General features: G+C 71.1%; 23 protein-coding genes and 1 pseudogene. 14 read left to right on the top strand and 10 right to left on the bottom strand.

Going from position 1 to position 19,930, the window contains the following annotated elements; genetic code table 11:
- Positions 1 to 274: 274 nt before the first annotated feature.
- Positions 275 to 652 carry a hypothetical protein gene (locus tag ACFU7Y_RS18335; RefSeq protein ID WP_380768786.1) on the bottom strand — a complete coding sequence of 126 codons (378 nt, stop codon included), beginning with the start codon at positions 650 to 652 and terminating at the stop codon, positions 275 to 277.
- A gap of 178 nt (positions 653 to 830) precedes the next feature.
- On the opposite strand from ACFU7Y_RS18335, the gene ACFU7Y_RS18330 reads away from it, so the two are divergent.
- A complete protein-coding gene (locus ACFU7Y_RS18330) occupies positions 831 to 1,670 on the top strand; it encodes an IS5 family transposase (protein WP_380768785.1) in 840 nt (279 codons plus the stop codon).
- Positions 1,671 to 1,684: 14 nt separating this feature from the next.
- On the opposite strand, the gene ACFU7Y_RS18325 is transcribed toward ACFU7Y_RS18330, so the two are convergent.
- The gene (locus ACFU7Y_RS18325; protein ID WP_380768783.1) at positions 1,685 to 2,467 is read right to left on the bottom strand and encodes a class I SAM-dependent methyltransferase; all 783 of its coding nucleotides are present in this window, start codon (positions 2,465 to 2,467) and stop codon (positions 1,685 to 1,687) included.
- A 126-nt stretch (positions 2,468 to 2,593) separates the two neighbouring features.
- On the opposite strand from ACFU7Y_RS18325, the gene ACFU7Y_RS18320 reads away from it, so the two are divergent.
- On the top strand, positions 2,594 to 2,869 hold the full coding sequence (locus ACFU7Y_RS18320; RefSeq protein ID WP_380768781.1) for a hypothetical protein: 276 nt from the start codon (positions 2,594 to 2,596) through the stop codon (positions 2,867 to 2,869).
- 226 nt (positions 2,870 to 3,095) lie between these two features.
- On the opposite strand, the gene ACFU7Y_RS18315 is transcribed toward ACFU7Y_RS18320, so the two are convergent.
- The 3 genes from ACFU7Y_RS18315 to ACFU7Y_RS18305 form a co-directional block, all read right to left on the bottom strand.
- The gene (locus ACFU7Y_RS18315; RefSeq protein ID WP_380768780.1) at positions 3,096 to 3,587 is read right to left on the bottom strand and encodes a hypothetical protein; all 492 of its coding nucleotides are present in this window, start codon (positions 3,585 to 3,587) and stop codon (positions 3,096 to 3,098) included.
- A gap of 117 nt (positions 3,588 to 3,704) precedes the next feature.
- Entirely contained in the window at positions 3,705 to 4,073 is a 369-nt protein-coding gene (locus ACFU7Y_RS18310; RefSeq protein WP_380768778.1) for a hypothetical protein, read from the bottom strand.
- Positions 4,074 to 4,171: 98 nt separating this feature from the next.
- Positions 4,172 to 4,990: a DUF4253 domain-containing protein gene (locus ACFU7Y_RS18305; protein WP_380768776.1), complete on the bottom strand. Its 819-nt coding sequence runs from the start codon at positions 4,988 to 4,990 to the stop codon at positions 4,172 to 4,174.
- A gap of 140 nt (positions 4,991 to 5,130) precedes the next feature.
- Between ACFU7Y_RS18305 and ACFU7Y_RS18300 the strand changes: the two genes are divergently transcribed.
- The 3 genes from ACFU7Y_RS18300 to ACFU7Y_RS18290 all read left to right on the top strand — a co-directional run bounded on the left by ACFU7Y_RS18300 (position 5,131) and on the right by ACFU7Y_RS18290 (position 6,580).
- Positions 5,131 to 5,532, top strand: coding sequence for a hypothetical protein (locus tag ACFU7Y_RS18300; RefSeq protein WP_380768774.1), 402 nt, complete (start codon positions 5,131 to 5,133; stop codon positions 5,530 to 5,532).
- Between the two features lie 180 nt (positions 5,533 to 5,712).
- Positions 5,713 to 6,114, top strand: a complete 402-nt coding sequence (locus tag ACFU7Y_RS18295; RefSeq protein WP_380768772.1) for a hypothetical protein — start codon at positions 5,713 to 5,715, stop codon at positions 6,112 to 6,114.
- Positions 6,115 to 6,175: 61 nt separating this feature from the next.
- On the top strand, positions 6,176 to 6,580 hold the full coding sequence (locus ACFU7Y_RS18290; RefSeq protein ID WP_380768770.1) for a hypothetical protein: 405 nt from the start codon (positions 6,176 to 6,178) through the stop codon (positions 6,578 to 6,580).
- Between the two features lie 105 nt (positions 6,581 to 6,685).
- Here the strand turns inward: ACFU7Y_RS18290 and ACFU7Y_RS18285 are convergent, their stop codons facing one another.
- On the bottom strand, positions 6,686 to 7,159 hold the full coding sequence (locus tag ACFU7Y_RS18285; protein WP_380768768.1) for a hypothetical protein: 474 nt from the start codon (positions 7,157 to 7,159) through the stop codon (positions 6,686 to 6,688).
- Positions 7,160 to 7,297: 138 nt separating this feature from the next.
- On the opposite strand from ACFU7Y_RS18285, the gene ACFU7Y_RS18280 reads away from it, so the two are divergent.
- Together ACFU7Y_RS18280 and ACFU7Y_RS18275 are read left to right on the top strand one after the other, a co-directional pair.
- Positions 7,298 to 7,678, top strand: a complete 381-nt coding sequence (locus ACFU7Y_RS18280) for a hypothetical protein (protein ID WP_380768767.1) — start codon at positions 7,298 to 7,300, stop codon at positions 7,676 to 7,678.
- A 36-nt stretch (positions 7,679 to 7,714) separates the two neighbouring features.
- Positions 7,715 to 12,328, top strand: coding sequence for an AAA family ATPase (locus ACFU7Y_RS18275; protein WP_380768765.1), 4,614 nt, complete (start codon positions 7,715 to 7,717; stop codon positions 12,326 to 12,328).
- Positions 12,329 to 12,615: 287 nt separating this feature from the next.
- On the opposite strand, the gene ACFU7Y_RS18270 is transcribed toward ACFU7Y_RS18275, so the two are convergent.
- Positions 12,616 to 12,921 (bottom strand): hypothetical protein, encoded by a 306-nt coding sequence (locus tag ACFU7Y_RS18270; protein ID WP_380768763.1) that lies wholly within the window; start codon positions 12,919 to 12,921, stop codon positions 12,616 to 12,618.
- A 279-nt stretch (positions 12,922 to 13,200) separates the two neighbouring features.
- On the opposite strand from ACFU7Y_RS18270, the gene ACFU7Y_RS18265 reads away from it, so the two are divergent.
- Both ACFU7Y_RS18265 and ACFU7Y_RS18260 read left to right on the top strand, forming a co-directional pair.
- Entirely contained in the window at positions 13,201 to 13,446 is a 246-nt protein-coding gene (locus ACFU7Y_RS18265; protein ID WP_380727073.1) for a helix-turn-helix transcriptional regulator, read from the top strand.
- Positions 13,446 to 13,952, top strand: coding sequence for a hypothetical protein (locus ACFU7Y_RS18260; RefSeq protein WP_380768761.1), 507 nt, complete (start codon positions 13,446 to 13,448; stop codon positions 13,950 to 13,952). Before ACFU7Y_RS18265 ends, ACFU7Y_RS18260 begins: the two co-directional genes overlap by 1 nt.
- A 96-nt stretch (positions 13,953 to 14,048) precedes the next feature.
- Here the strand turns inward: ACFU7Y_RS18260 and ACFU7Y_RS18255 are convergent, their stop codons facing one another.
- Complete coding sequence (locus ACFU7Y_RS18255; RefSeq protein ID WP_380768759.1) at positions 14,049 to 14,234, bottom strand: hypothetical protein; 186 nt, start codon at positions 14,232 to 14,234, stop codon at positions 14,049 to 14,051.
- A gap of 413 nt (positions 14,235 to 14,647) precedes the next feature.
- Between ACFU7Y_RS18255 and ACFU7Y_RS18250 the strand changes: the two are divergent.
- The 3 genes and pseudogenes from ACFU7Y_RS18250 to ACFU7Y_RS18240 form a co-directional block, all read left to right on the top strand.
- Positions 14,648 to 14,908 (top strand): annotated as a pseudogene (locus ACFU7Y_RS18250) (replication-relaxation family protein); the annotation flags it as partial.
- 319 nt (positions 14,909 to 15,227) lie between these two features.
- Complete coding sequence (locus ACFU7Y_RS18245) at positions 15,228 to 15,470, top strand: hypothetical protein (RefSeq protein ID WP_380768788.1); 243 nt, start codon at positions 15,228 to 15,230, stop codon at positions 15,468 to 15,470.
- An 81-nt stretch (positions 15,471 to 15,551) separates the two neighbouring features.
- Positions 15,552 to 15,902 carry a hypothetical protein gene (locus ACFU7Y_RS18240; RefSeq protein WP_380768758.1) on the top strand — a complete coding sequence of 117 codons (351 nt, stop codon included), beginning with the start codon at positions 15,552 to 15,554 and terminating at the stop codon, positions 15,900 to 15,902.
- On the opposite strand, the gene ACFU7Y_RS18235 is transcribed toward ACFU7Y_RS18240, so the two are convergent.
- Together ACFU7Y_RS18235 and ACFU7Y_RS18230 are read right to left on the bottom strand one after the other, a co-directional pair.
- Complete coding sequence (locus tag ACFU7Y_RS18235) at positions 15,880 to 16,731, bottom strand: ABC transporter permease subunit (protein ID WP_380768756.1); 852 nt, start codon at positions 16,729 to 16,731, stop codon at positions 15,880 to 15,882. The two genes, ACFU7Y_RS18240 and ACFU7Y_RS18235, sit on opposite strands and share 23 nt — an antisense overlap.
- Positions 16,728 to 17,639 carry an ABC transporter ATP-binding protein gene (locus ACFU7Y_RS18230; RefSeq protein ID WP_380768754.1) on the bottom strand — a complete coding sequence of 304 codons (912 nt, stop codon included), beginning with the start codon at positions 17,637 to 17,639 and terminating at the stop codon, positions 16,728 to 16,730. The genes ACFU7Y_RS18235 and ACFU7Y_RS18230 overlap by 4 nt, the downstream gene beginning before the upstream one ends.
- 134 nt (positions 17,640 to 17,773) lie before the next feature.
- On the opposite strand from ACFU7Y_RS18230, the gene ACFU7Y_RS18225 reads away from it, so the two are divergent.
- Both ACFU7Y_RS18225 and ACFU7Y_RS18220 read left to right on the top strand, forming a co-directional pair.
- Positions 17,774 to 19,030: a sensor histidine kinase gene (locus tag ACFU7Y_RS18225; RefSeq protein WP_380768752.1), complete on the top strand. Its 1,257-nt coding sequence runs from the start codon at positions 17,774 to 17,776 to the stop codon at positions 19,028 to 19,030.
- Positions 19,027 to 19,704, top strand: coding sequence for a response regulator (locus ACFU7Y_RS18220; protein WP_380768750.1), 678 nt, complete (start codon positions 19,027 to 19,029; stop codon positions 19,702 to 19,704). Before ACFU7Y_RS18225 ends, ACFU7Y_RS18220 begins: the two co-directional genes overlap by 4 nt.
- Positions 19,705 to 19,930 lie beyond the last annotated feature (226 nt).

Here is a 19,930-nt window from a genome sequence, read left to right as displayed (position 1 = left end):
CCTTTGGCGGGCGACCTACACACGGGTCGAACTCATTACTGCATGGCGTGGACCGCGTGAACTGTGAATCTGCGGTTTGTTGTCACTGGGGGATCAGCTGGTGTCACTACTGAACCTGAAAGCGTGATGTCGGAGCTGTTTGCCTGACAGCTGCCGGGTGGGTCCGATAGAAGAACCGCGGGAGCCTCGCCAGAAAACTCTGGCGAGCTCCTCACTATTCATCTGACTTTCAGCTTTCGGGGTGGTCCCCGCCAGCGCATATTCTTTCGGTGTCTCACTCCAGTTCTTGTAGAACGACAGCCGTGTTCGCGAGGACATTGAGCTGCACTGGTCCACTAGCGCGGAGCCAAATCAGTCGAGCATCCCATTGGCGAACTCGGTCGAAATTAATACCTTCCGGCCACGAGTCACCACCTGGACCGATCACAGAGGCGCGTAGCTCACAGAGCGGACCAGCTGAAGCATGCGAGTCCCTCCCGATCTCAAAATAGACAACACCTTTCAAAGAGATGCTCAAATCCCGCTTCTCGGGACCCCGTCGGAGTGAGATTTCAAGCGCATCCTCTTCATTCAGCACTGCCATAGAGAGGGCATCAATCGAATAGCCTTCGCAGTCCTCAATGGCTTGGCATATCTGCTCCAAGCGACTCATCTGCGTACCATCTCCGTCTTCGGGTCATGCTGCTGCGTGACGTTTCCGTCAGGGCCGAGTCGCGGATGATAGGACTTAGAGCCCGCACAGATAGGCGGGGCGGGGAACCCAATAGCAAGGCGGGCACAGGTTCCGGTGATCATGGAGTTGCGGCGCTCTGTGATCACTTGGGGGACCTGTGCCCGTGCTGCCATCGTGGCTGACCGACCCGCTCTGGGACCAGTTCGCGGCGCTGCTGCCCGAACGCCCGACGGTCAATCCGCGCCATCCGCTGGGCTGCCACCGCCGCATCAGCGACCGGATCGTGTTCGACAAGCTGCTGCAACTGCTTCGGTTCGGCTGCTCCTACCAGGCCATCGCCGACACGACCTGCTCGGCAACCACCATCCGCAACCGCCGTGACGAGTGGATCGCCCTCGGCGTCTTCGCTCAGCTCAAGCAGATCGCGGTCCAGTCCTACGACCGGATCGTCGGGCTCGTGCTCGACCAGATCGCCATCGACGGTTCCATCACCAAGGCTCCCGGCGGCGGCGAGGCCGCCGGACGCTCACCGGTCGACCGCGGCAAACAAGGCCTGAAACGTTCAGGCATGACCGATGGTTACGGCATCCCACTTGGTCGGGTCCTGGCCGGAGCGAACCGCAACGACTCCCCGCTGCTCGCCCCGACCCTGGACCTGCTGGACGACCTCGGGCCGCTGCCCGACGACATCACTGTCCACCTCGACGCCGGCTACGACTCGGACAAGACCCGCACCGAACTCGCCGCCCGAAACCTGCACGGCCGCATCGCGCACAAGGGCAAGAAGGCGCCGATCCAGGCGAGCCAGCGGTGGCACGTCGAGCGCACCCACGCCTGGCAGAACGCCTTCCACCGCCTCGCCCGCTGCTACGAACGCCGCACCATCGTCATCAACGCCTTCTTCGATCTTGCCGACGCGGTCATCACCATCCGCAGCCTGATACGCCGAGCGTGGACCACTCACCGCTGGGACACCCGCCCCCGGCGCCGACCATAAGCTGCCGCCTATTCCTACCTTCGCCGGTGCGCCTCGATGAGGAGGCGCTGCGAGTGAGCCACGAACGGACCATGGCGCTCGATGAAGGAGTGAAGTTCCGCCAGGCGGTCGCGGTAGGCGTCCACCGTGAAACCGGGGACGATCCAGATCACCTTGCGTAGGAAGTAGACCACCGCCGCGATGTCGTGGAACTCCATCCGGAGAGCTTCCTGGCGTACATCGACGACGTCCAAGCCCGCCGCCTCCGCGGCGGCCACCGACGCGATCGGACTCGTTCCCGCGTAAGTGGTGGCCACTGGCATCGGGTGCGACCTAGCCGGCTGAGGCCCCATCATGAACTCGGTCAGCTCCCGCACCGAGCCGGACGCGACGTGTTGGGCCAGGTACACGCCGTTCGGGCGTAGTACCCGTCGCACCTCGTCCCAGCGGGTCACCACGGGGTGCCGGCTGACCACCAGGTCGAACGACTGCTTCGCGAACGGCAGGTCGGATGCGTCATCGGCCTCAACGACGGTCGCGTCGAACTTCGCCAGAGTACGGCGGGCGATCGCGATATTCGGGGGCCAGGACTCCGTCGCCGCTAGCACCGGCGGGGCGACAGGGATCGAGGCCAGCACCTCGCCACCGCCCGTCTGGATATCGAGTCCGGCCGCAGCCTTTGCCATCCGCTCGGCGAGCAGCTTCGCATAGCCCCAGGACGGTCGTTGCTCGCTGGCGCGACCTGCGAACCAGGAGAAGTCCCAGCCCGCGGTGGGGACGGCCTCGCCTTCCTCTACGAGCTCTTCGAACGTACGCATGGCGCCGAGAATGGCAGGCCGGAGCGGCGCACGCATCCGAGTTTCGACGGTTCACCGTCCGGCGCGAATCGCCTCGCGATTCCCGCACGCCCTTCGGGCCGCGACACCGCAAACACAGGTCTCTCGGTGATTACAGAGCGTCGCAACTCCGCGGTCAGGGAAGCTCGCCTGCCCTACCTGTCGGCCGACCTGCATCCCGCCTATCTGCGCGGCCTCTTACCCTCGCCCGACGCCAGCCTCACCTTCACGGCCGACCGCCGGTGGCGTCGCCGAATCCGCGACCACGGCACCCTGCTGCTGATCACCGGCCCGTTCAGCAGCGTTTTCGACTTCCAGCCGGTTGCCGCGGCCGGACGGCTGTTTCTCCTCACCACCCCGATCCGGCTCGCCGACGGTCCCTGAGCCTTCCGGATCAGCGGCCCGGGTGGAGCACCGCGTCGTCCCGCACGATCGTCAGGCTGCCGGACTGGATCAAGGCAGTCGACGCCGGCCGGCTGCCCGACCTGACCAGCTTCGCACTCCGTCCACTCGGAGACCTCGACGCCGTCACGGCCGGCCTCACCCTCCGGTGGAGCTCCGGCAGTGTCGAAGGCGCAGTGAACCGCATCATTCTGTGGAATCAGCGATGTCAAGCCGTGTGCTTGTGCATCAGGTCGAGGTAGTGCCGGTCTTGGTGAGGTACGTGGTTGTCCCGGCCCGGGAGGCTGAAGACCGCGTAGACGTCAGCGGGCCGGGTGAGGATGCTGGACTGCTGGCCGAATGTGAGGGTGTCGTTGACGTGATGCTCACAGCCTGCGGTGTCCAGGGCCGTGACCAGATCCTCGTGGAGCACGGTGGCCTCGAACGACTCTGATTCGGGCAGGACGAGAGCGGGGAGCTTCGCTGTCGAGCCGGGCCAAAGGTGGATCCAGATACCGCTGACCGCCCGTTGGGTGACGTCCAGCTTGACTTGGCCCCAGGAGTACGGGTAGCCGTCGATGTCGGGTCCTTTCATGCGGATCACGGGATGCGGCCGCCCCGGGCCGAGGAGGTCCTCGGCCTCGGTCAGGGGCATTCCGCAGTGAAGCGGACCGACCCGGCCGGTACGGGCGAAGCCGACGAGCACGTTCATCAAAGTCACGGCAGTGACTGTGGCACTCTCCCGGGTCTGTGCGCACTCCGATATCAGCGCGGTGCGAAGCCCGTCCCGTTCTGTCGGACGTCGACGAGCGACAGAAGGCGGGCCGTCACCGCTCTCTCAGATGCCGCCGCCGTCACCGGAGGCGGCGCCCCAGCCGTCGTACGGGCCGTTCTCGGATCGGGCGACGGTTTCCCGGGCGGCACGGCCACCGAGCAAACCGGCGCGGGCGGCGAACCCCGGCACCAGTAGACGCAGTGCCCGGCGCCCGTGGAGCGCGGCAAGGAGCCCGATCTCCTCCGGCCCGGCCGGGGTGGCACCGGGAAGGGGATGCAGGCGGCGCATCTCGCGCAACAGCCGGTGCCCGGCCAGTGTCCGCGCCGGGGCGCACAGGACAGTGAGCGAGAGCACGGCCAGGGACAGACCCGTCCAGAGGGCTCCCTGCGTCGCGATGGCCACGGCCGTACCGCCGGCTGCAGGGGTCAGCACGCCGGCCACTGTCAGCCGGGCTCGGCCGCATCGCAGGCCACGCCCGGCCAGCGACACGCCGCCCGCCGTCTCTCGGGCAGGGCGGTCAGGCCGTCGCGTCAGTCCCACCAGAAGGACCAGACGGCGGAGCGGACCTGCCCGTCGCCGGCGATGTCCGGGTCCTGGACGCCGTCGAAGTCATAGGCGAACTGCTCGATGGCGACCCGGGCCGCGGCGCGCCGGTCGGCCGGCGGGCGGGCGACCAGCACTTCGAGACGGGAACGTCCCGCGTAGTAGAGCTCGGCACCGAACCGCTCGTTCCAACTGCGCAGCACCGCGACGTGCCAGGCGGGCAGGACTTCGTGGTGGTCGTCGTCGTCGGGGGAGAAGTTCCAGTTCGGTGTTTCGAAGGCCTTGGGCAGGAGTGCCGGCACCTCGTAGCCGTGGCGGGCCCGGACGAAGCAGATCGCGACGCTGCCGGAGCCGGAGTGGAACCGGCAGGGGCGGGTTTCCCGGTCGGCTTCGGGGTGCTCGGCGAGGTGTTCGGCGAGGGTGTCCTCGAACATGTCGAACGGGAGGGCCAGGGGCGGGCCCTTCCAGTTGGCGAGGACCCAGCCTCGGATGAGCGACACCATCTCCTGCACGACCTCCTCCGGGTCCTGGGCGAGCGCGTGGGCGAGGCTCTTCGGTCCGCCGCCGGACCAGGGGCCGCCGATCGCCTCCCGCGCCACAAATGTCATGGGTCCCCATGGCGAGACGAAGGGGTACCACCCCGTCCGGGGGTGCTCGCGGCGGTGGTGCAGCCACGTCTCGTAGGCCTTCGCCGCGGGGACACGGATCTCCAGGACGGTGACCGCGTCGCCGACCGTGGCGCTGTGGACCTCGGTCTGAAGGCGTTCGGTCATGGCCTGTTCGGACAGGGGGTGAAACTGGTTCATGGATTCCTCTCAGCACGGCTGGACGGCGGTCCAAAGGCGCCCGTGGGCGGATTCGGCAGTGCCGGTGCCGCATCCTGTTCGATGATGTTGACCGTCCGGTGGCGGGGTGATCCCGGCCGGACGGGGGAAGGGGACCGGTCATGGAGATGATCAGTGGCACCGGGCTGTACGGCAGGCCCTGGCCGGAGCTGATGCCCGGTCAGCGGCCCGTCCTGGTCGTCCCGGCCGTACCCGGGCGCCCGGTGCTCGCCGAGGACGGCTGGGCCGGCCGTGACACCGCCCTCGACCTGGCCGCCGACCCGCGGCCCGGCTGGTCCGCGGTCCTGGACGACTACCGGCTGACCGTCCGCCGGCCCGGCGGGACGGCCTGGTTCGACGGCGAGATCACGGCCGACCGCCAGTGGCGTCGCCGAATCCGCGACCATCGCACCCTGCTGCTGATCACCGGCCCGTTCACCAGCGTTCTCGACTTCCAGCCGGTTGCCGCGGCCGGACGGCTGTTTCTCCTCACCACCCCGATCCGGCTCGCCGACGGCCCCTGAGCTTTCCGGATCAGCGGCCCGGGTGGAGCACCGCGTCGTCCCGCACGATTGTCAGGCTGCCGGACTGGATCAAGGCAGTCGACGCCAGCCGGCTGCCCGACCTGACCAGCTTCGCACTCCGTCTACTCAGAGACCTCGACGCCGTCACGGCCGGCCTCACCCTCCGGTGGAGCTCCGGCAGTGTCGAAGCGCCCCAACACCCCCGGCTACGTCCGCACCACCCAGCGCGACCTCCAGTCCCGCACCGGCCTGTCGCCCGCCACGGTCTCCGAGGCGATGCAGTACTTCTCCTCCCTGCCCTGGGTCCGCCCGGCCGGGCGGGGCCTGCTCCAGCTGAACCCCTTCCTGACGGTCGCCATCGGTTCGGGGGACCATGAGAGGGTGCAGCAGGAGTGGCTGGATGCCGTCGGCGACACCTTCCTGCTGCCGGGCCCCGACCACCCGGCGGAGTGGCGTGAGATCCGCGCTGCTGCCAAGGACGAGGCGAAGAAGGCGAAGCAGGCCGCGGTGGGGGAGAACGTGGTGCCGATGAAGCGCGCGTCCGGCCGGACGGCCCAGCCCAAGCGCTCCGCCGCCGTCTGAGGCCCAGTCCGTACGCGGGCGGCCAGCCACGGCAGCCCCGAGATCAGGAAGGACCAGCACCATGGCGTACATCGCCCCGCTTCCGGCGGCGCCGGCGGTCATCAACCGGGAGGTGTTCGAGGTGCTCTCCCTGGTCGACCTGACCGCCAGCGCCCACCGGCTGCTGAACCTGTTCCTCGCCCGGTTCGATCCCGAGTTCGGCACCGTGAATCTGAGCCAGCGGGACATGGGTAAGCTGCTCGCCCTGTCCCACCCGTCGGTGAACAACGCCGTCGGGGCCCTGGAGCGTACGAAGCTCGCCTGGCCGATCGACGACGCGCTCTACCAGCTCCACCCCGTCTTCACCGGCGGCAAGATGGCTGACCGCCTGGCGGTCGTCCCGGAGATCGTGGTGTCCGACCCCGAGTCGCTGCGCGAGGCCCGGCGCCAGCGCTACAGCCGGCAGACCGAGAGCCTGCCCGCCTGACCGGTAGCACAGGATTAACCACAACGTTCTGCGTCTCTGAAACGTTCTGCACCCACACCGCCCGACGGCGGACGCAGCCCACACTGAGGCCCGCTTCGGCGGGCCTCACTGCTGTTCCCGCAGGTCGGAGCGCAGACCATCGCGGCCAGCCCGCCTCGGGGCGGGAGAGAGCGGTAGCAGGGACTTAACCGCTCTGTTCTGGGGACCTGAAACAACGGGCCGTCTGGCCCTGATGGCCAGGGCTAGAACGCTCCTGAAGATCTTGTTGGTGGAGGGGTGTCCCGGGTGGGGATGCCCCTCCATCGTTATGCGGCGGTGGGGGCGAGGGTCCAGCGCTGCCGTCTGCTCCTCGGACCGGTGGTCGACGTGCTGGAGCTGGCTGCGGGCGGCGACCCGGTCCTCGCCGGACAGCGTCGCCCAGAACCCGTCGGCCCACACCGCGTGTGCGGCCTGCCGCTCGGCCTCCGCGAGCCGGGCTGATTCGGCCAGCTGCTCCTCGCTCATGCCCTGCCAGACGGTCTCCAGGTTGCTGCCCCAGGTCGGCAGCGCAGCCAGGTAGGCGTGGCGCTCGGCCTGCACGGCCAACCTCCGTCCCCGTCCGTCACGGCCTCCCTACCACGGCGCTTGACCTGAGCCCTTCACAGCACTGACGCTATGTCAACACGTATCTGGACAGCGAGACTTGGGGGAACGTTGGACGAGAAGGTGCTCATCCGCGTGGACGACGCCGACACTACCGCGGTCGGCTCCCTGCTGGCCTGGCTCCGGGCCGAGCCCACCCTGCGCGGGCGCGTCGAACCGGTCGGGACGGCTCCGCGCCCCGGTTCGCTGGGCACCCTCGCGGACGTGCTCACCGTCGCCCTCGGCGCCGGCGGGGTCGCCTCCGGCCTGACCAGCGCCCTGATCGCGTGGATCCGCCGGCGGAGCGGCGACACGGTCGTCCACGTGACGCGCTCGGACGGCAGCTCGATCGAGCTGCGGGCGACGGCCGTCCACGGCCTCGATCCGGACGGCCTCGCCATCCTCGCCCGCGAGGTCGGAGCCTCGCTCGCCGGTCGGCCCGAGTCGGCCGCCGCTCCATCGGCCGACGACGAGTGACGCCAGGTGGCGACGAGTGACACTGGAGGCCCCCGGGTGACACCGGCCGGCCCCGGCAGCCTGCCCCTGAGCCTCCCCGGCGCGCGGGCCCTGATCGTCGGAACCGGCACCCACGTCCCCGGATCCGTCCTGCCCGACGTCCCCGCGGCCGCCGGGACCGTCCGTGCGATCAGCGAGGAGCTCGTCACCCGCTGCGGCCTCGACCCCGACCACGTGCGCACCGTGATCGACCCTGAGGACCCGCTCGTCCTCGGCGACGCGCTGACGGCCACCGCCGAAGCAGCCGAATCGGTGCTCCTCGTGTACTACGTCGGCCACGGCCTGGTCGGGCTGGACGGCGAACTCCACCTGGCGACCCGCACCACCGACCACCTGACCCGCGGCCTGGCCTTTCGGGCCCTGCGGTACTCCGCGCTGCGCGAGGCCCTGGCCCGCTCCCGGGCGCGCTCGATCGTCCTCGTCCTCGACTGCTGCTACTCCGGCCGGGCCGCCCCCGTCGCCGGCGCGGCCGGCCTGTTCGAGGCCTCGTACCCCGGCGGCGGGTTCATGCTGGCCTCGGCCGCCCCGGAGGAACTCGCGCTGGCCCCGATCGGCTCCCGCTACACCGCCTTCAGCGGCGAACTGGTGCGCCTGCTGCGGGAGGGCGACCCGGCCGGCCCGCCGCAACTGACGCTGGGCCACATCCACCGGTACCTGGCCCGGACGCTCCCCGGGCGCGGCTTCCCCGAGCCGTACTGCCACTCCGAAGGCCGGGCCGGCGACCTGGTGCTGACCGCCAACCCGGCCTACACCTCCCCGCCGGAGCCGTCACCGCCAGCCGGGCCGGACGAGGAGCCCGGCGCCGCTCCCGAGCTGGACACCTGTCCGTACCGGGGCCTGGCACCGTTCGGCTCGGAGGACGCCCGGTTCTTCTTCGGCCGCGAACGGCTGACCGCCGAACTCGTCGCGCGGGTGTCGGCCAAGCTCTCGCTCGACGGCCCGGTCGTGCTCGTCGGCCCCTCCGGCGCCGGCAAGTCGTCCTTGCTGCGCGCCGGCCTGCTGCCTGCCCTCGACCGCGGGCTGCCCGGCGCGGAGGATGCCTGGCGCTGGCCCCGCGCGGTGCTCACCCCGGGCGAGCACCCGCTCTCCCGGCTCGCCGACGTCCTCGCCAGCCTGCTCCCCGGCGACCCACGCACTCATCGCGAAGCCCTCCTCGACGCCCTGACCGCGTGCCCGGAGTCGATCGCCGACCTGCCGACGGAGGGGTCTCGCCTGCTCCTGGTGGTGGACCAGTTCGAGGAGCTGTTCACCGCCTGCAAGGACGAGCAGGAGCGGGAGGCGTTCATCCGCGCGCTGTCCGCCCTCTGCTCGCGCACCGAGCGGAGCCGCGCTCCGCGGGCCGTGGTCCTGATCGGACTGCGCGCCGACTTCTACGGGCACTGCGCGGCCTACCCGGCCCTGCACACCGCGCTGAAGGCCAGCCAGGTCCTGGTCGGCCCGATGCTCCCGGAGGAGGTGCGCGACGCCGTCGAGAAGCCCGCCCGGCTCGCCGGACTGCGCGTGGAACAGGGCCTGGTGGACCTCCTCCTCCAGGACCTTCGCACCAGGAGCGACGAACGGCGCGACACCGTGACTGCGCTTCCCCTGCTGTCGCACGCCCTGCTGGCCACCTGGCAGAAGCGCACCGGCCGGGTCCTCACCCTGACCGGCTACCAGGCATCGGGCGGCATCTGGCACGCCGTCCGGCAGACCGCCGAGGACACCTACCAAGCCCTCGCCCCCGAGGAGCAGCAGGCCGCCCAGCAGATCCTGCTGCAACTGGTGCACGTCGTCGACGGTGCCGAGGACACCCGCCGCCGCGCCCCGCTCGCCGACCTCGGCCTCGACACCGACCCGGCCGCGCCCGCCGCCCTCGACGCGCTCGTCCGGGCCCGGCTGGTCGTCGTGGACGACGGCCACGCCGAACTCGTTCACGAGGCCGTGCTGCGCGCCTGGAAACGGCTGGCCGACTGGATCCGGGAGGACCGCGCCGGCCTGGTGGTCCGCCAACGCCTCCACGACGCCGCGAAGGCATGGGAGCAGGACGGCCGCGACGAGGGAGCGCTCTACCGGGGCGTGCGGCTCGCCGCCGCCCGCCAGTGGATCGAGGAGTCCGCCGAACGGCACGGCACCGTCCCGGTGGCCCGGGAGTTCGTGACGGCGGGCCTGGCCCGGCAGACCGCCGAACAGCGCGCCGCCCGCCGCCGCACCACCCGCCTGCGCGCCCTGGCCGCGACCCTCGCCATGCTGCTCCTGGTCGCCGTCACCGGCGTGGGCGTGGCTGTCTGGCAGAACCGGGTCGCCAACGAACAGCGCGATCTCCTGGCCTCCAAGGTCGCTGCTCAGGCGGCCGACCGCCTCCGGACTACCGATCCCACCCTCGCCCTCCAACTCGCCCTCTCCGCCCGCCACATCGCCGACACCCCGGAGGCCCGCAGCAGTGTCTACAGCGCCGCACTCGCCCCGTACTACACGCCGATCAAGGGACACACCGATACCGTCCGGAAGCTCGCCTTCAACGCCGAACGGCACCTGCTGGTCAGCGGCGGCCGCGATCACAGCGTCCGGCTCTGGGACGTATCGGATTCCCGCCGACCCCGGCCCGTGGGCGTGATCGACGCCCACGACGCCACGCTCGCTCTGAGCGGCGACGGTCGGCTCCTGGCCGCCGCGAACACCGGCGACTCCGTCCGGCTGTGGGACGTCTCCGATCCCGCCCACCCCGCTGGCGTCGCCACCCTGGCGGGCACCCACGGCTCCCTGGCCTTCAGCCCGGACGGTCACACACTGGCGGCCGTCGACGAGGACCGGTCCGAGCTGTGGAACCTCACCGATCCCCGGCAGCCGGTCCGGGCGGGTGCCATCCCCCCGGGCACCGGTAGGGTCCAGTGCGTCGCGTTCAGCTCGGACGGGCGCCTTCTCGCCTTCGCCGTCAACGCGGCCGACGGCAGCTACGCGGCCGAGCTGTGGAACGTCGCCGACCTCGCCAGCCCCGTGCGCACCGCGGTACTCGACGACAGCCACGCTCTCTCACTGGCTTTCAGCCCGCGCGGGCCGCTGCTCGCGATCGGTACCACCCACAGCGGCGTACGGCTGTGGGACACCACCGACCCGGCCAGGCCCGACCCGGTCACTGCGGATCCGTCCTACTCGACAGTCCCCGTGGAGATCGCGACCGGTCAGCTCGTGGGGACGGTCGTGTTCTCTCCGGATGGCCGGACCCTGGCCCTCGGGGCCTCCCACGATGACGGCTACCAGCTCGGCCATGCCGAGACCGTCGACATCACCGACCCGCGCCGGTCGGCCGTCCTGGCCGACTTTCCCACCCCCGGGATACTCACCTCGGTCCAGATCGGCGACCAGGGGTCCCTGTTCAGCGCGGGCGCCGAACCGGACATCCGGCACTGGTTCCCCTCCATCGACTCCACCCTGCCCAACACGGGCACGGACGGCGGCTACTCCCCGGAGGGCGGTGTCCTGGCCTGGGCCACCGACGCCCACATCAACAACGACTTCGCGCGGACGTACCGGCTGTGGCGGACTACGGGGCCTTACGACGTCCGCCCGGCCGGCACACTGACGGCTCCGAACGTCCTGCTGGTCAACGAGCGCACCCTGCTCTCGTACGTCATGGGCGGTCCGGCACAGCTCTGGGACATCACCGACCCCGACCACCCTGTTCCGGGGAGCACACTCAACGAGATCGCCAAGGTCGTCCCCCATAGCGGCGGAGGCCATCTGGACGCCCACGTGGCCCTGGCGGACGGACTCCTCGCCCTCAACGGAAGCGACGGCCTGATCCACCTGTGGGACGTCGGCGACCCGAACGCCGCGAAGCCGCTGTCCACCGTGCAGTCCCCGCAGCCGCCCGGCCGCCTTCTCCTCGACAAGCGGAAACTGGTGTCCATCGACCAAGGGCAGGACCGCCGGACCATCGATGTCTGGGACCTCAGCGATCCCAGCCGACCCGTTGCCTCGCCCTCACTCCCGTTCGGTGACATCGTCGTGTTCGAGAGCATGCGCTCGGGCCTGCTCGCCATCGCCACCGGCAGCGAGTCCCAGAACCCGAAGTCCATCCAGCTGTGGAACCTTGCCGGCCCCGGTCATCCCGACCACGCCGACCTTCCCGACGGCATCGTGAACGACCTGACGCTCAGCCCCGACGGACGGACCCTGGCGGTGACGACCGACAAGACCATAGACCTGTGGGACGTCTCCGACTTCCACCACCCCACGAAGATCAACGCACTCACCGCCGAACGGCCGGGCGCGATCGGGTTCAGCCCTGACGGCCGTCTGCTCGCCAGCTTCGCCAGCGCACTCCAGCGCACCGATCCCCTCGTCGGCCAGTTCCATCTGTGGCGGGTGGAGGATCCGCGCACCGCCGCCGAAATAGGCGCACTGACCCTTCCCGGTGTCATCGATAACGCCGCGTTCAGCCCCGATGGGCAGACTTTCCTCATCGACAAGGACCATGACATCGACAACGGCGAGAAGGGCCGGGTCTACCTCATCGACCCCGACATCGACCGGGTCACCGCCCGCCTCTGCTCTCTGGTCGGCGGCACCATCACTGCCGACCAGTGGCACCGCTACTTCCCCGGCACGCCGTACCGCCCGCCGTGCAGGTGACGGCGGGGGCGGACCGCCTCAACTTGGTAGGTCCGGAGCAGGCGGTACAGGTGTCAGGCGGTCGTGGCCTCAGGTTCACTGGCGGCGAGGTCGGCGTCGACGCGCTCGCGGCGGCGGCGTCTCCCAGAGCCGCTCTTCTCCGAACTCGCCTACGGTCGAGGGCTTTGGCGGGCACATGTTGGTGGCCAGTGCCAAACGGCCGCTGTCATTCCACTGGGAAACGATCACGTGGAGCGTGGGAACAGGCTCCGTTCAGCGCTTGAGTAGGCCCTGATCAGGGAGTTTCGTCAGTGCCCCTTGCTGTGCTGGTCGTAGATCGCCTCGCCTCCCCAGTAGGTCAGCGGGGGCCAGACGGCGTAGAGAGCATGGGGTATCGCCTCGGCGGACAGGGTGAGGCAGATCTGGTCTTCTCGACTGCCCGGGTTCGGATGCTCCCCGGCCGTCCAAGTCCCGCTCAGCCCGACGACCACGGCCAGGACGACGGGCAGCCGCCTCGGCTGGGCCGGGCCGCGTTCCGGCGTGGCGCCGCCGACCCGAACGGCTCGACCGCCGCGCAGCGGCTCCGACGTCCTGGGCGCGCTCGGCGTGCTCAAGGTCGCCACCGCCGGCCAGCTCCAGCGCCTGCTGCGCCCCGGGGGCGGTGGCGAACAAGGCGGTCCGGCAGGCGCTCGGCGATCTCGCGCTGCACGGCCGGGTCGTCCTCGACGCCCGCCCAGGCCTCGCCGTACCGGAGCCCGTCGTCCACGCCGAGGCGTGGCAGGCCTGCGCGACGCCGCACGCCGCCCTCGCCTGGCCGCCCACGAGCATGCCCGTGGGCGGCCGGGCGCCCCAGGCTGTTGTGTTCCTGCATTCGAATGTAGTACTTCTTATACATGAGCGAGCAGGTGTATAACAGGCTGGCCGTCGTCAGAGCAGAGCGGAAAGTGTCGCGACAGGCACTGGCGGAGGCAGTGGGTGTCCACTACCAGACCATCGGCTACATCGAGCGCGGCCAGTACAACCCCAGCCTCGACCTGGCCCTGAAAGTGGCCCGGTTCTTCGAGCTGCCGGTGGAGGCGCTGTTCTCCCTGGAGCCGATCCAGCCGCTCACCGACGAGGTCTACGGGAGGAAGCAGTGATGACCGCGACGCGCTACGACCGACGGATGTACGCCGTGATGAACGACCGTCGGGCGGCTGCCGCCTACGCCACCATGACCCGGCGCCGACTGCTGGTGGGCGCGCACGTCGCCCTCACCGTCACAGGGGTCGGCGCCTGGATCGGCACGGTGTTCGGGCCCGGACTCGGCCAGGCCGTCGTGGTCGTCGTGGTGATGTTCCCGTGGATCCTGCTCACCGGACTGCTCAACGGCTCCACATGCGGACTCCTTGAGCTGCGTGGCCGGATGCTCGACGAGCGTCAGCTGGTCGAACGCGACCGGGTGCGCGCCCTGGCACACCGCATCACTCTGTGGCTGCTTGTGGCCGCGGTGTTCGGCGCCGGCGCCTACGGCCTCCTGGCGGACGCACCTCTCCGGGCGGCCGTGACCCCCGTCCTCATCGGCGTGCTCGCCGCGCACTGGATGATGCCGCTGTGGGTGGCGGGGCTGCGGGTCCGGGACGACTTGGGCGACGACGAATCCTGAGGCCGGCCGCTCCCGACGGGAGTCAGGCCGAACAGCTGACCCCCGCCCGGCCCCGGCCCCGGTCGCCGCGTCGTCGGCCCCGGCGGTGCGGGCCGGTCAGCGCCCGGTCGCGGTCCGGACGAGCCGTCCCGCCCCCGCGCGCCCGGCCACCACCGCTGCGGCCCGGTGGTGGCCGGTGGTCGCGCTGGACACCGCACCGGACGGCGGCTGGGTGCTGGACGTCCCGCAGGTCCCGGTCCCGGCCGGGCCGAAGCTGGTCGACTGGTTCGCGTGGCTGGGCACCGGGCTGCCGCTGCGTGTGGAGCGCGCTCACCCGGCCGGGCGCGGCGGTGACGGCACGGTCTGCCTGACCGCGGCCGCGCTGGGGCGGCTCGGCTTGCCCGCCATCCTCCCAGGCACGGAGAAGGCGCTGGCCGCGCTGCAGGCCAAGATGGCGAAGGCCGCCGCCCTGGTGGGCATGGAGCTGAGCGAGCACATCGGTCCGGCCTTCCACGTCTTTCGCCGCGCCGGGTCGGCTGGCGGCCCGAAGACCTCGGTGCGGATCACCGTCGTGCCGTGGCTCGGCCAGGGCGATGCCCGCCGGCAGGCGGTGTCGCTCGCCGCCGCCGGCTCGGGCAACGCGGTGGCGGGCGGACTGCCGGTGACGACAGAGGCCGCCGGCTCCTCGCCGGCTGTCCCTCACCGCCCGGCACGCGATGGCGGTCAACGAGACGATCGCCGCGCTCGTGCTCGGCGGCAGCGCGCCCGGGGCCGCGGGCGGGGTCGGCACGGTGCGGTCCTGGTCGACCGAGACCGAGTTCCTGCTGCCGGGCGGCAAGCGCAAGGTGCGTCCGGACGGCGTGTGGCGGGCGGCGGAGATCGGGGTGCCAGTGCTGATGGTCGAGGTCGACCGCTCCACCATGGCCCCGGCCGACGTCGCCGCGAAGTTCCCCCGGTACCGCGAGCTGTTCCGCACCAAGGTCCGCGACAACGACCCGGCCCTCGCCGACCAGGAGCCGGCCGACCGGACGGTGCACTGGTGGCGCCGGACCTGGCCCGGGCACACCCGCGCCGGGTACCCACCCGTGGCCCTGGTCGTCACCGACGCCGGACCGGTGGCCCTGGCCAACCGCCAGGAGGCGGTGGCCGAGCTGTCGGCAGAGTGCTGGGGCGGGCAGCGGTACACGGTGCGACGGGGACGACAACGACGGGGACGGCTGGCGCGAGTACGACGACGCCGTACCGGTCATCGCGACCACGCTGGAGCTGCTGGCCGAGCACGGGCCGCTCGGGCCGGTGTGGTGGCGCTACGGCCGCCCCGGCCGGCACTCCCTGCTCGACGCGCTCGACAACCCGAACAACCGCGCCGCCTACGACCAGCGCCAGAAAGCCCGGGAGAAGAAGGCCCGCCAGGACCACCGCGACCTGATGCGGACCCTGGCCAGCGCCGACTGCGGCCAGGTCCCGAAGGAGAAGAGCACCGGGGAATACGGTCCGGGCGGCCGCGAGCAGTGGACCCGCCGCCCCGGCGGCCGCTGATAGCGATTCAGGCATGTGAGGCAAGTAGGGGGCCTGTCGAGGTGACTGCGATGGTCGGGCGACCTGAGTAGGGTCTCCGCCATGACACCGGCCAAGGCGATGAAGTGCGAGGCGACGCTGCGGGACGGAACGGGCTGCAGGCGCGACGCGCTTTGGCGGATCAGCTACATGGCAAGGCATCCGGCGGCGAGGAGGGCGGACCGCTTCTGCTGCCACGGGCACCTGGCGCGTATGAGCCAGGAAGCTGTTTGCCCGGACGGCGCGGTGTCCATGACGCTGGTGGCCTTGAAGGCGACCCCAGGGGTCGATGGGTTCAGCGCCCAGGTGTTCGAACCTCCGGAGCCTCCGTCGCACTACTGCGAACGCCACCAGCTTCACCTCGGACACTGCTCCGGGGCGATCGCCGCGCTCAGAGGTCCCGGCGGTGGATGACGGTCGTGGAGATCGCCACCGCCGCGAGGGACCAGACCGCGAAGGTGATCCAGGCCCCGGCGACGGTGGCCGGGTACTGCGGGATGAACTGGTTGGTCAGGTCGACCTGGGCCAGGCGGCGCCAAGCGGTGAACGGCATGGCGTGCGAGATGTCCGCCGACCAGTGGTAGGTGTCGGTGAAGAAGGTGGGCACGAGGAAGAGCACCAGGAACATGCCCACCACGGAGGCGGCGGTGTGCCGGATCAGGACGCCGAGGCAGAGCCCGGCCAGCGCGCAGACCGGGGCGAATAGCGCGGCCGCCGCGACGAAGCGGACGGCACCAGGGTCGGTGATCGACAGGCCGACGCCACGGCCGGCGAGGATCGCCTGGGCGACGAAGAACGGGACCGCCGAGACCAGAACGCCCCAGCCGGTCGTGACCGCGGTCAGCACCAGCGCCTTGGCCAGCAGCAGCGCCCGCCGGTCGGGGACGGCCGCCAGGCTCGCCCGGATCATCCCGCTCGCGTACTCGCTGACGATCACGAAGGTGCCGAGACTGCCCGCCACCAGCATCTCGATGTAGGCGCCGGTGTTGTTGAACGAGTTGTTCAGCGCTGTCTGGTAGAAGTCGGACGCCCGGTACGCCTGCCCGACCGGGAAGTGGTCGTAGGTGTACTTCGCGTTCTTGACGGCGGCGAAGACGACCACCAGGGCGCTGAGCCCCAGCACCCACGGCGTCGAGCGCAGTGACCAGAGCTTGATCCACTCGGCGGCGAGCAGATCGCGGAAGCGGGCCCGGGGCTCCCCGGCGGTGCGGGAGGTGGCGGGGTCGAGGGCGGCGGTGGTCATCGGGGCTCTCCGGCGAGGTATTCGACGCTGTCGGCGGTCAGTTCCATGAACGCCTCCTCCAGGGAGGCGCCCCGGGTGGTCAAGGCGTGCAGCAACAGGCGGTGTTCCAGAGCGAGTTCGCCGATCCGGGTGGCGTCCAGGCCGGTCACGGTGAGCGTGCCGTCCCGGCCCGGCCTCACGCTCGCGCCGGCGCCCTGCAACACGCCTGCCAGCCGGGCGGGTTCGGCCGCGTGGACGGTGACGCCGTGCCCGCCGGCGCGAGCGGCGAACTCCGTGACGCTCTCGTCGGCGATCAGCCGGCCGCGACCGATCACCACCAGCCGGTCCGCCGTGTGCTCCATCTCGCTCATCAGATGGCTGGAGACGAACACCGTCCGCCCCTCGGCCGCCAGGCGGCGGAACAGGCGGCGCACCCAGAGCACGCCCTCCGGGTCCAGCCCGTTCAGAGGCTCGTCGAACAGCAGCACCGGCGGATCCCCGAGCAGCGCGCCCGCGATGCCGAGCCGCTGCTTCATGCCCAGCGAGTACCCGCCGATCCGGCGGCCCGCCGCGGCCGCCAGCCCGACCTCGTGCAGCACCTCCTCGACCCGCTGGAACGGGATGCCGTTGCTGCGCGCCAGCGCCCGCAGGTGCGCCCGGCCGGTCCGGCCGCCGTGCACGTCGCCGGCGTCCAGCAGCGCACCGGCGTGCCGCAGGCCGCGCGGGCGGCCACGGAACGGGAGCCCGTCGACGGTCGCGGTGCCGCTGGTGGGGTCGTTGAGGCCCAGGATCATCCGCAGGGTGGTGCTCTTGCCGGCGCCGTTCGGGCCCAGGAACCCGGTGACATGGCCCGGTTGGACGGTGAAGGTGAGGTCGTCCACGGCGGTCCTGCCGCCGTAGCGCTTGGTCAGTCCGATGACATCGATCATGTGCTCCACCGTGCCCGGACGGGGTGTCCCCGGACATCCGACCGGTGCTGACACTCACTCACCCCGGGTGTCACCCCTGGTTGTACGACCGCGGTCCGATGACGGTCGAAACCGCGTGCGGATACGCTCACCGCATGTCCGCCACGCCCACTCTGCCCCTGCTCAGACGCGTGTCACCGGGCGCGTGGACGGCCCTCGCCTGGTGCGCCTCGGTGGCGTACCCCTCGGTCGTCCTGCACGTGGGAACGAACCACACTCCGGTGCACCGGGACTGGGTGTTCATCGCCGCCACCACCGTCGTCGCCTTCACAGCGGCCGCCCTGCTGCGCCAGCGGCCATTGCTGTCGATCGCCCTGCTGATCGCCGCCACGCTCGCGGTGACGGACGCGACGCGCGCGAACGCACAGCTGCCACTGACCGCGCTCCTGGCGGTCGACGTCGCGCTGTGCCTGGTCACGGCCGCCCAGCCGCGCCGGACCTCCCGTGCCGCTCTGGCCCTGGTGCTGGTCCTGCTGATCGTGCACCTGGGCATGGCCCCCGACAACACCTTCGGGTTGACGACCGCCACGTACGACGGTGCTCCGGCGCCGGGGACCGTGTTCGTCGTCGATCATTTCCAGCTGACCACCAGCCTGCCGCACATCGGTGTCTCGGACGAGGGGGTTCTGGCCGCCGTCATCGCCTGGCTGGTGGGCCGGTCGATACGCCAGTCCCGCGAGCACACCGAGGTGTTGAGCGCACAGCTGGCCGCGCAGGCGGTCACCGGCGAACGGCTGAGGATCGCCCGGGAGATGCACGACACGGTGGCGCACAGCATCGGCATCGTCGCCCTCCAGGCCGGCGCCGCCCGGCGGGTCATCGACAGCCGGCCGGACCGGGCGCGCGACGCGCTGACCGAGATCGAGGCCGCCGGGCGGGAGACGCTCGCGGGCCTGCGCCTGATGCTCGTCGCCCTGCGCGAGGCCGACGGCGAGCCAGCGGGGACCCCGGCGCACCTGCCGCAGGGCCTGGCCGACCTCGACCGGCTCGCCGCCGCCACCACGTCCGCCGGCGTGCGGGTGGATGTCCAGTGGCACGGCGAACGCCGCCCGCTGCCACCGGAGATCGACCTGTCGGCCTTCCGCGTCATCCAGGAGTCGGTCACCAACGTGGTCCGCCACGCCGACGTCCGCTCCTGCCAAGTCTCCATCGACTGCCGGAAAGAGGACGAGGTGTCCGTCGAGATCACCGACCGGGGCCGCGGCCACGGCACCACCCCCGGCAGCGGCTACGGCCTCGCCGGACTGCGCGAGCGAGTCGCCCTGCTGCACGGCGAGTTCCACGCCGGCCCCCGCCCGGACGGCGGCTTCCGGGTTGCCGCCCGGCTGCCCCTGGCGGGAGGCGCGCGATGACCGTACGCGTCGTGCTGGCCGACGACCAGCCGCTGGTACGGGCCGCGTTGGAGATGGTCATCTCCGAGACCACCGACGTCGAGGTGGTCGGCGAGGCCGCCACCGGCATCGACGCCGTCCGGCTCGCCGCCGAACTGCGGCCCGACGTGGTGGTGATGGACCTGCGCATGCCCGGCATGGACGGCATCGAGGCCACCCGCCTGGTCACCTCCGGCCAGGGGCCGACCCGCGTCGTCGTGCTCACCACCTTCGACGACGACGACCACGTCTACGGCGCGCTGCGCGCCGGTGCATCCGGCTTCCTGGTCAAGGACATGGCCCTCGACGACATCCTCGGCGCGATCCGGGTGGTCGCCGCCGGGGACGGGCTGATCGCGCCAAGCGTCACCCGCCGGCTGATCGCCACCTTCGCCGGGCAGTGCGCCCCCGCGGCCGTGCCGCCGCCGGTCGCCGCCGCCTCGCCGCGGCTCGGCGCCATCACCGACCGCGAGCGCGAGATCCTCACCCTGGTCGGCCGAGGCCTGTCCAACACCGAGATCGCCGAGGAGCTGGTCCTCAGCATCGCCACCGTCAAGACCTACGTGACCCGGCTGCTGGCCAAGCTGGACGCCCGCAACCGGGTGCAGCTGGTCATCCTCGCCTACGAGTCCGGCCTGGTCGGCGCAGCCCCGTGAACCGGGCGCGACCGCTCAGCGCCTGAGTGCCACCCCGCCGTACATCGCGATGTCCTGTACGCTCCGCGGGTCGCGCTTCTTCGTCCATCAGCCGGCGGCCCTCGCGGACGTCCTTCGCCGAAGGCGGCGTGGGGAGTGTCATGAATTAGGTGTCTTCCTCCCCGAAGGAGTCACCTGATGAGCACGATGACGGATCACCTGATCGAGACGGCGGGCGGCGTGTCGC

Source organism: Kitasatospora sp. NPDC057542 (assembly GCF_042801945.1).
Classification (GTDB): Bacteria; Actinomycetota; Actinomycetes; order Streptomycetales; family Streptomycetaceae; genus Kitasatospora.
Note: the sequence above shows the minus strand (reverse complement) of the source record. Positions and strands in the feature narration are given on the sequence as shown.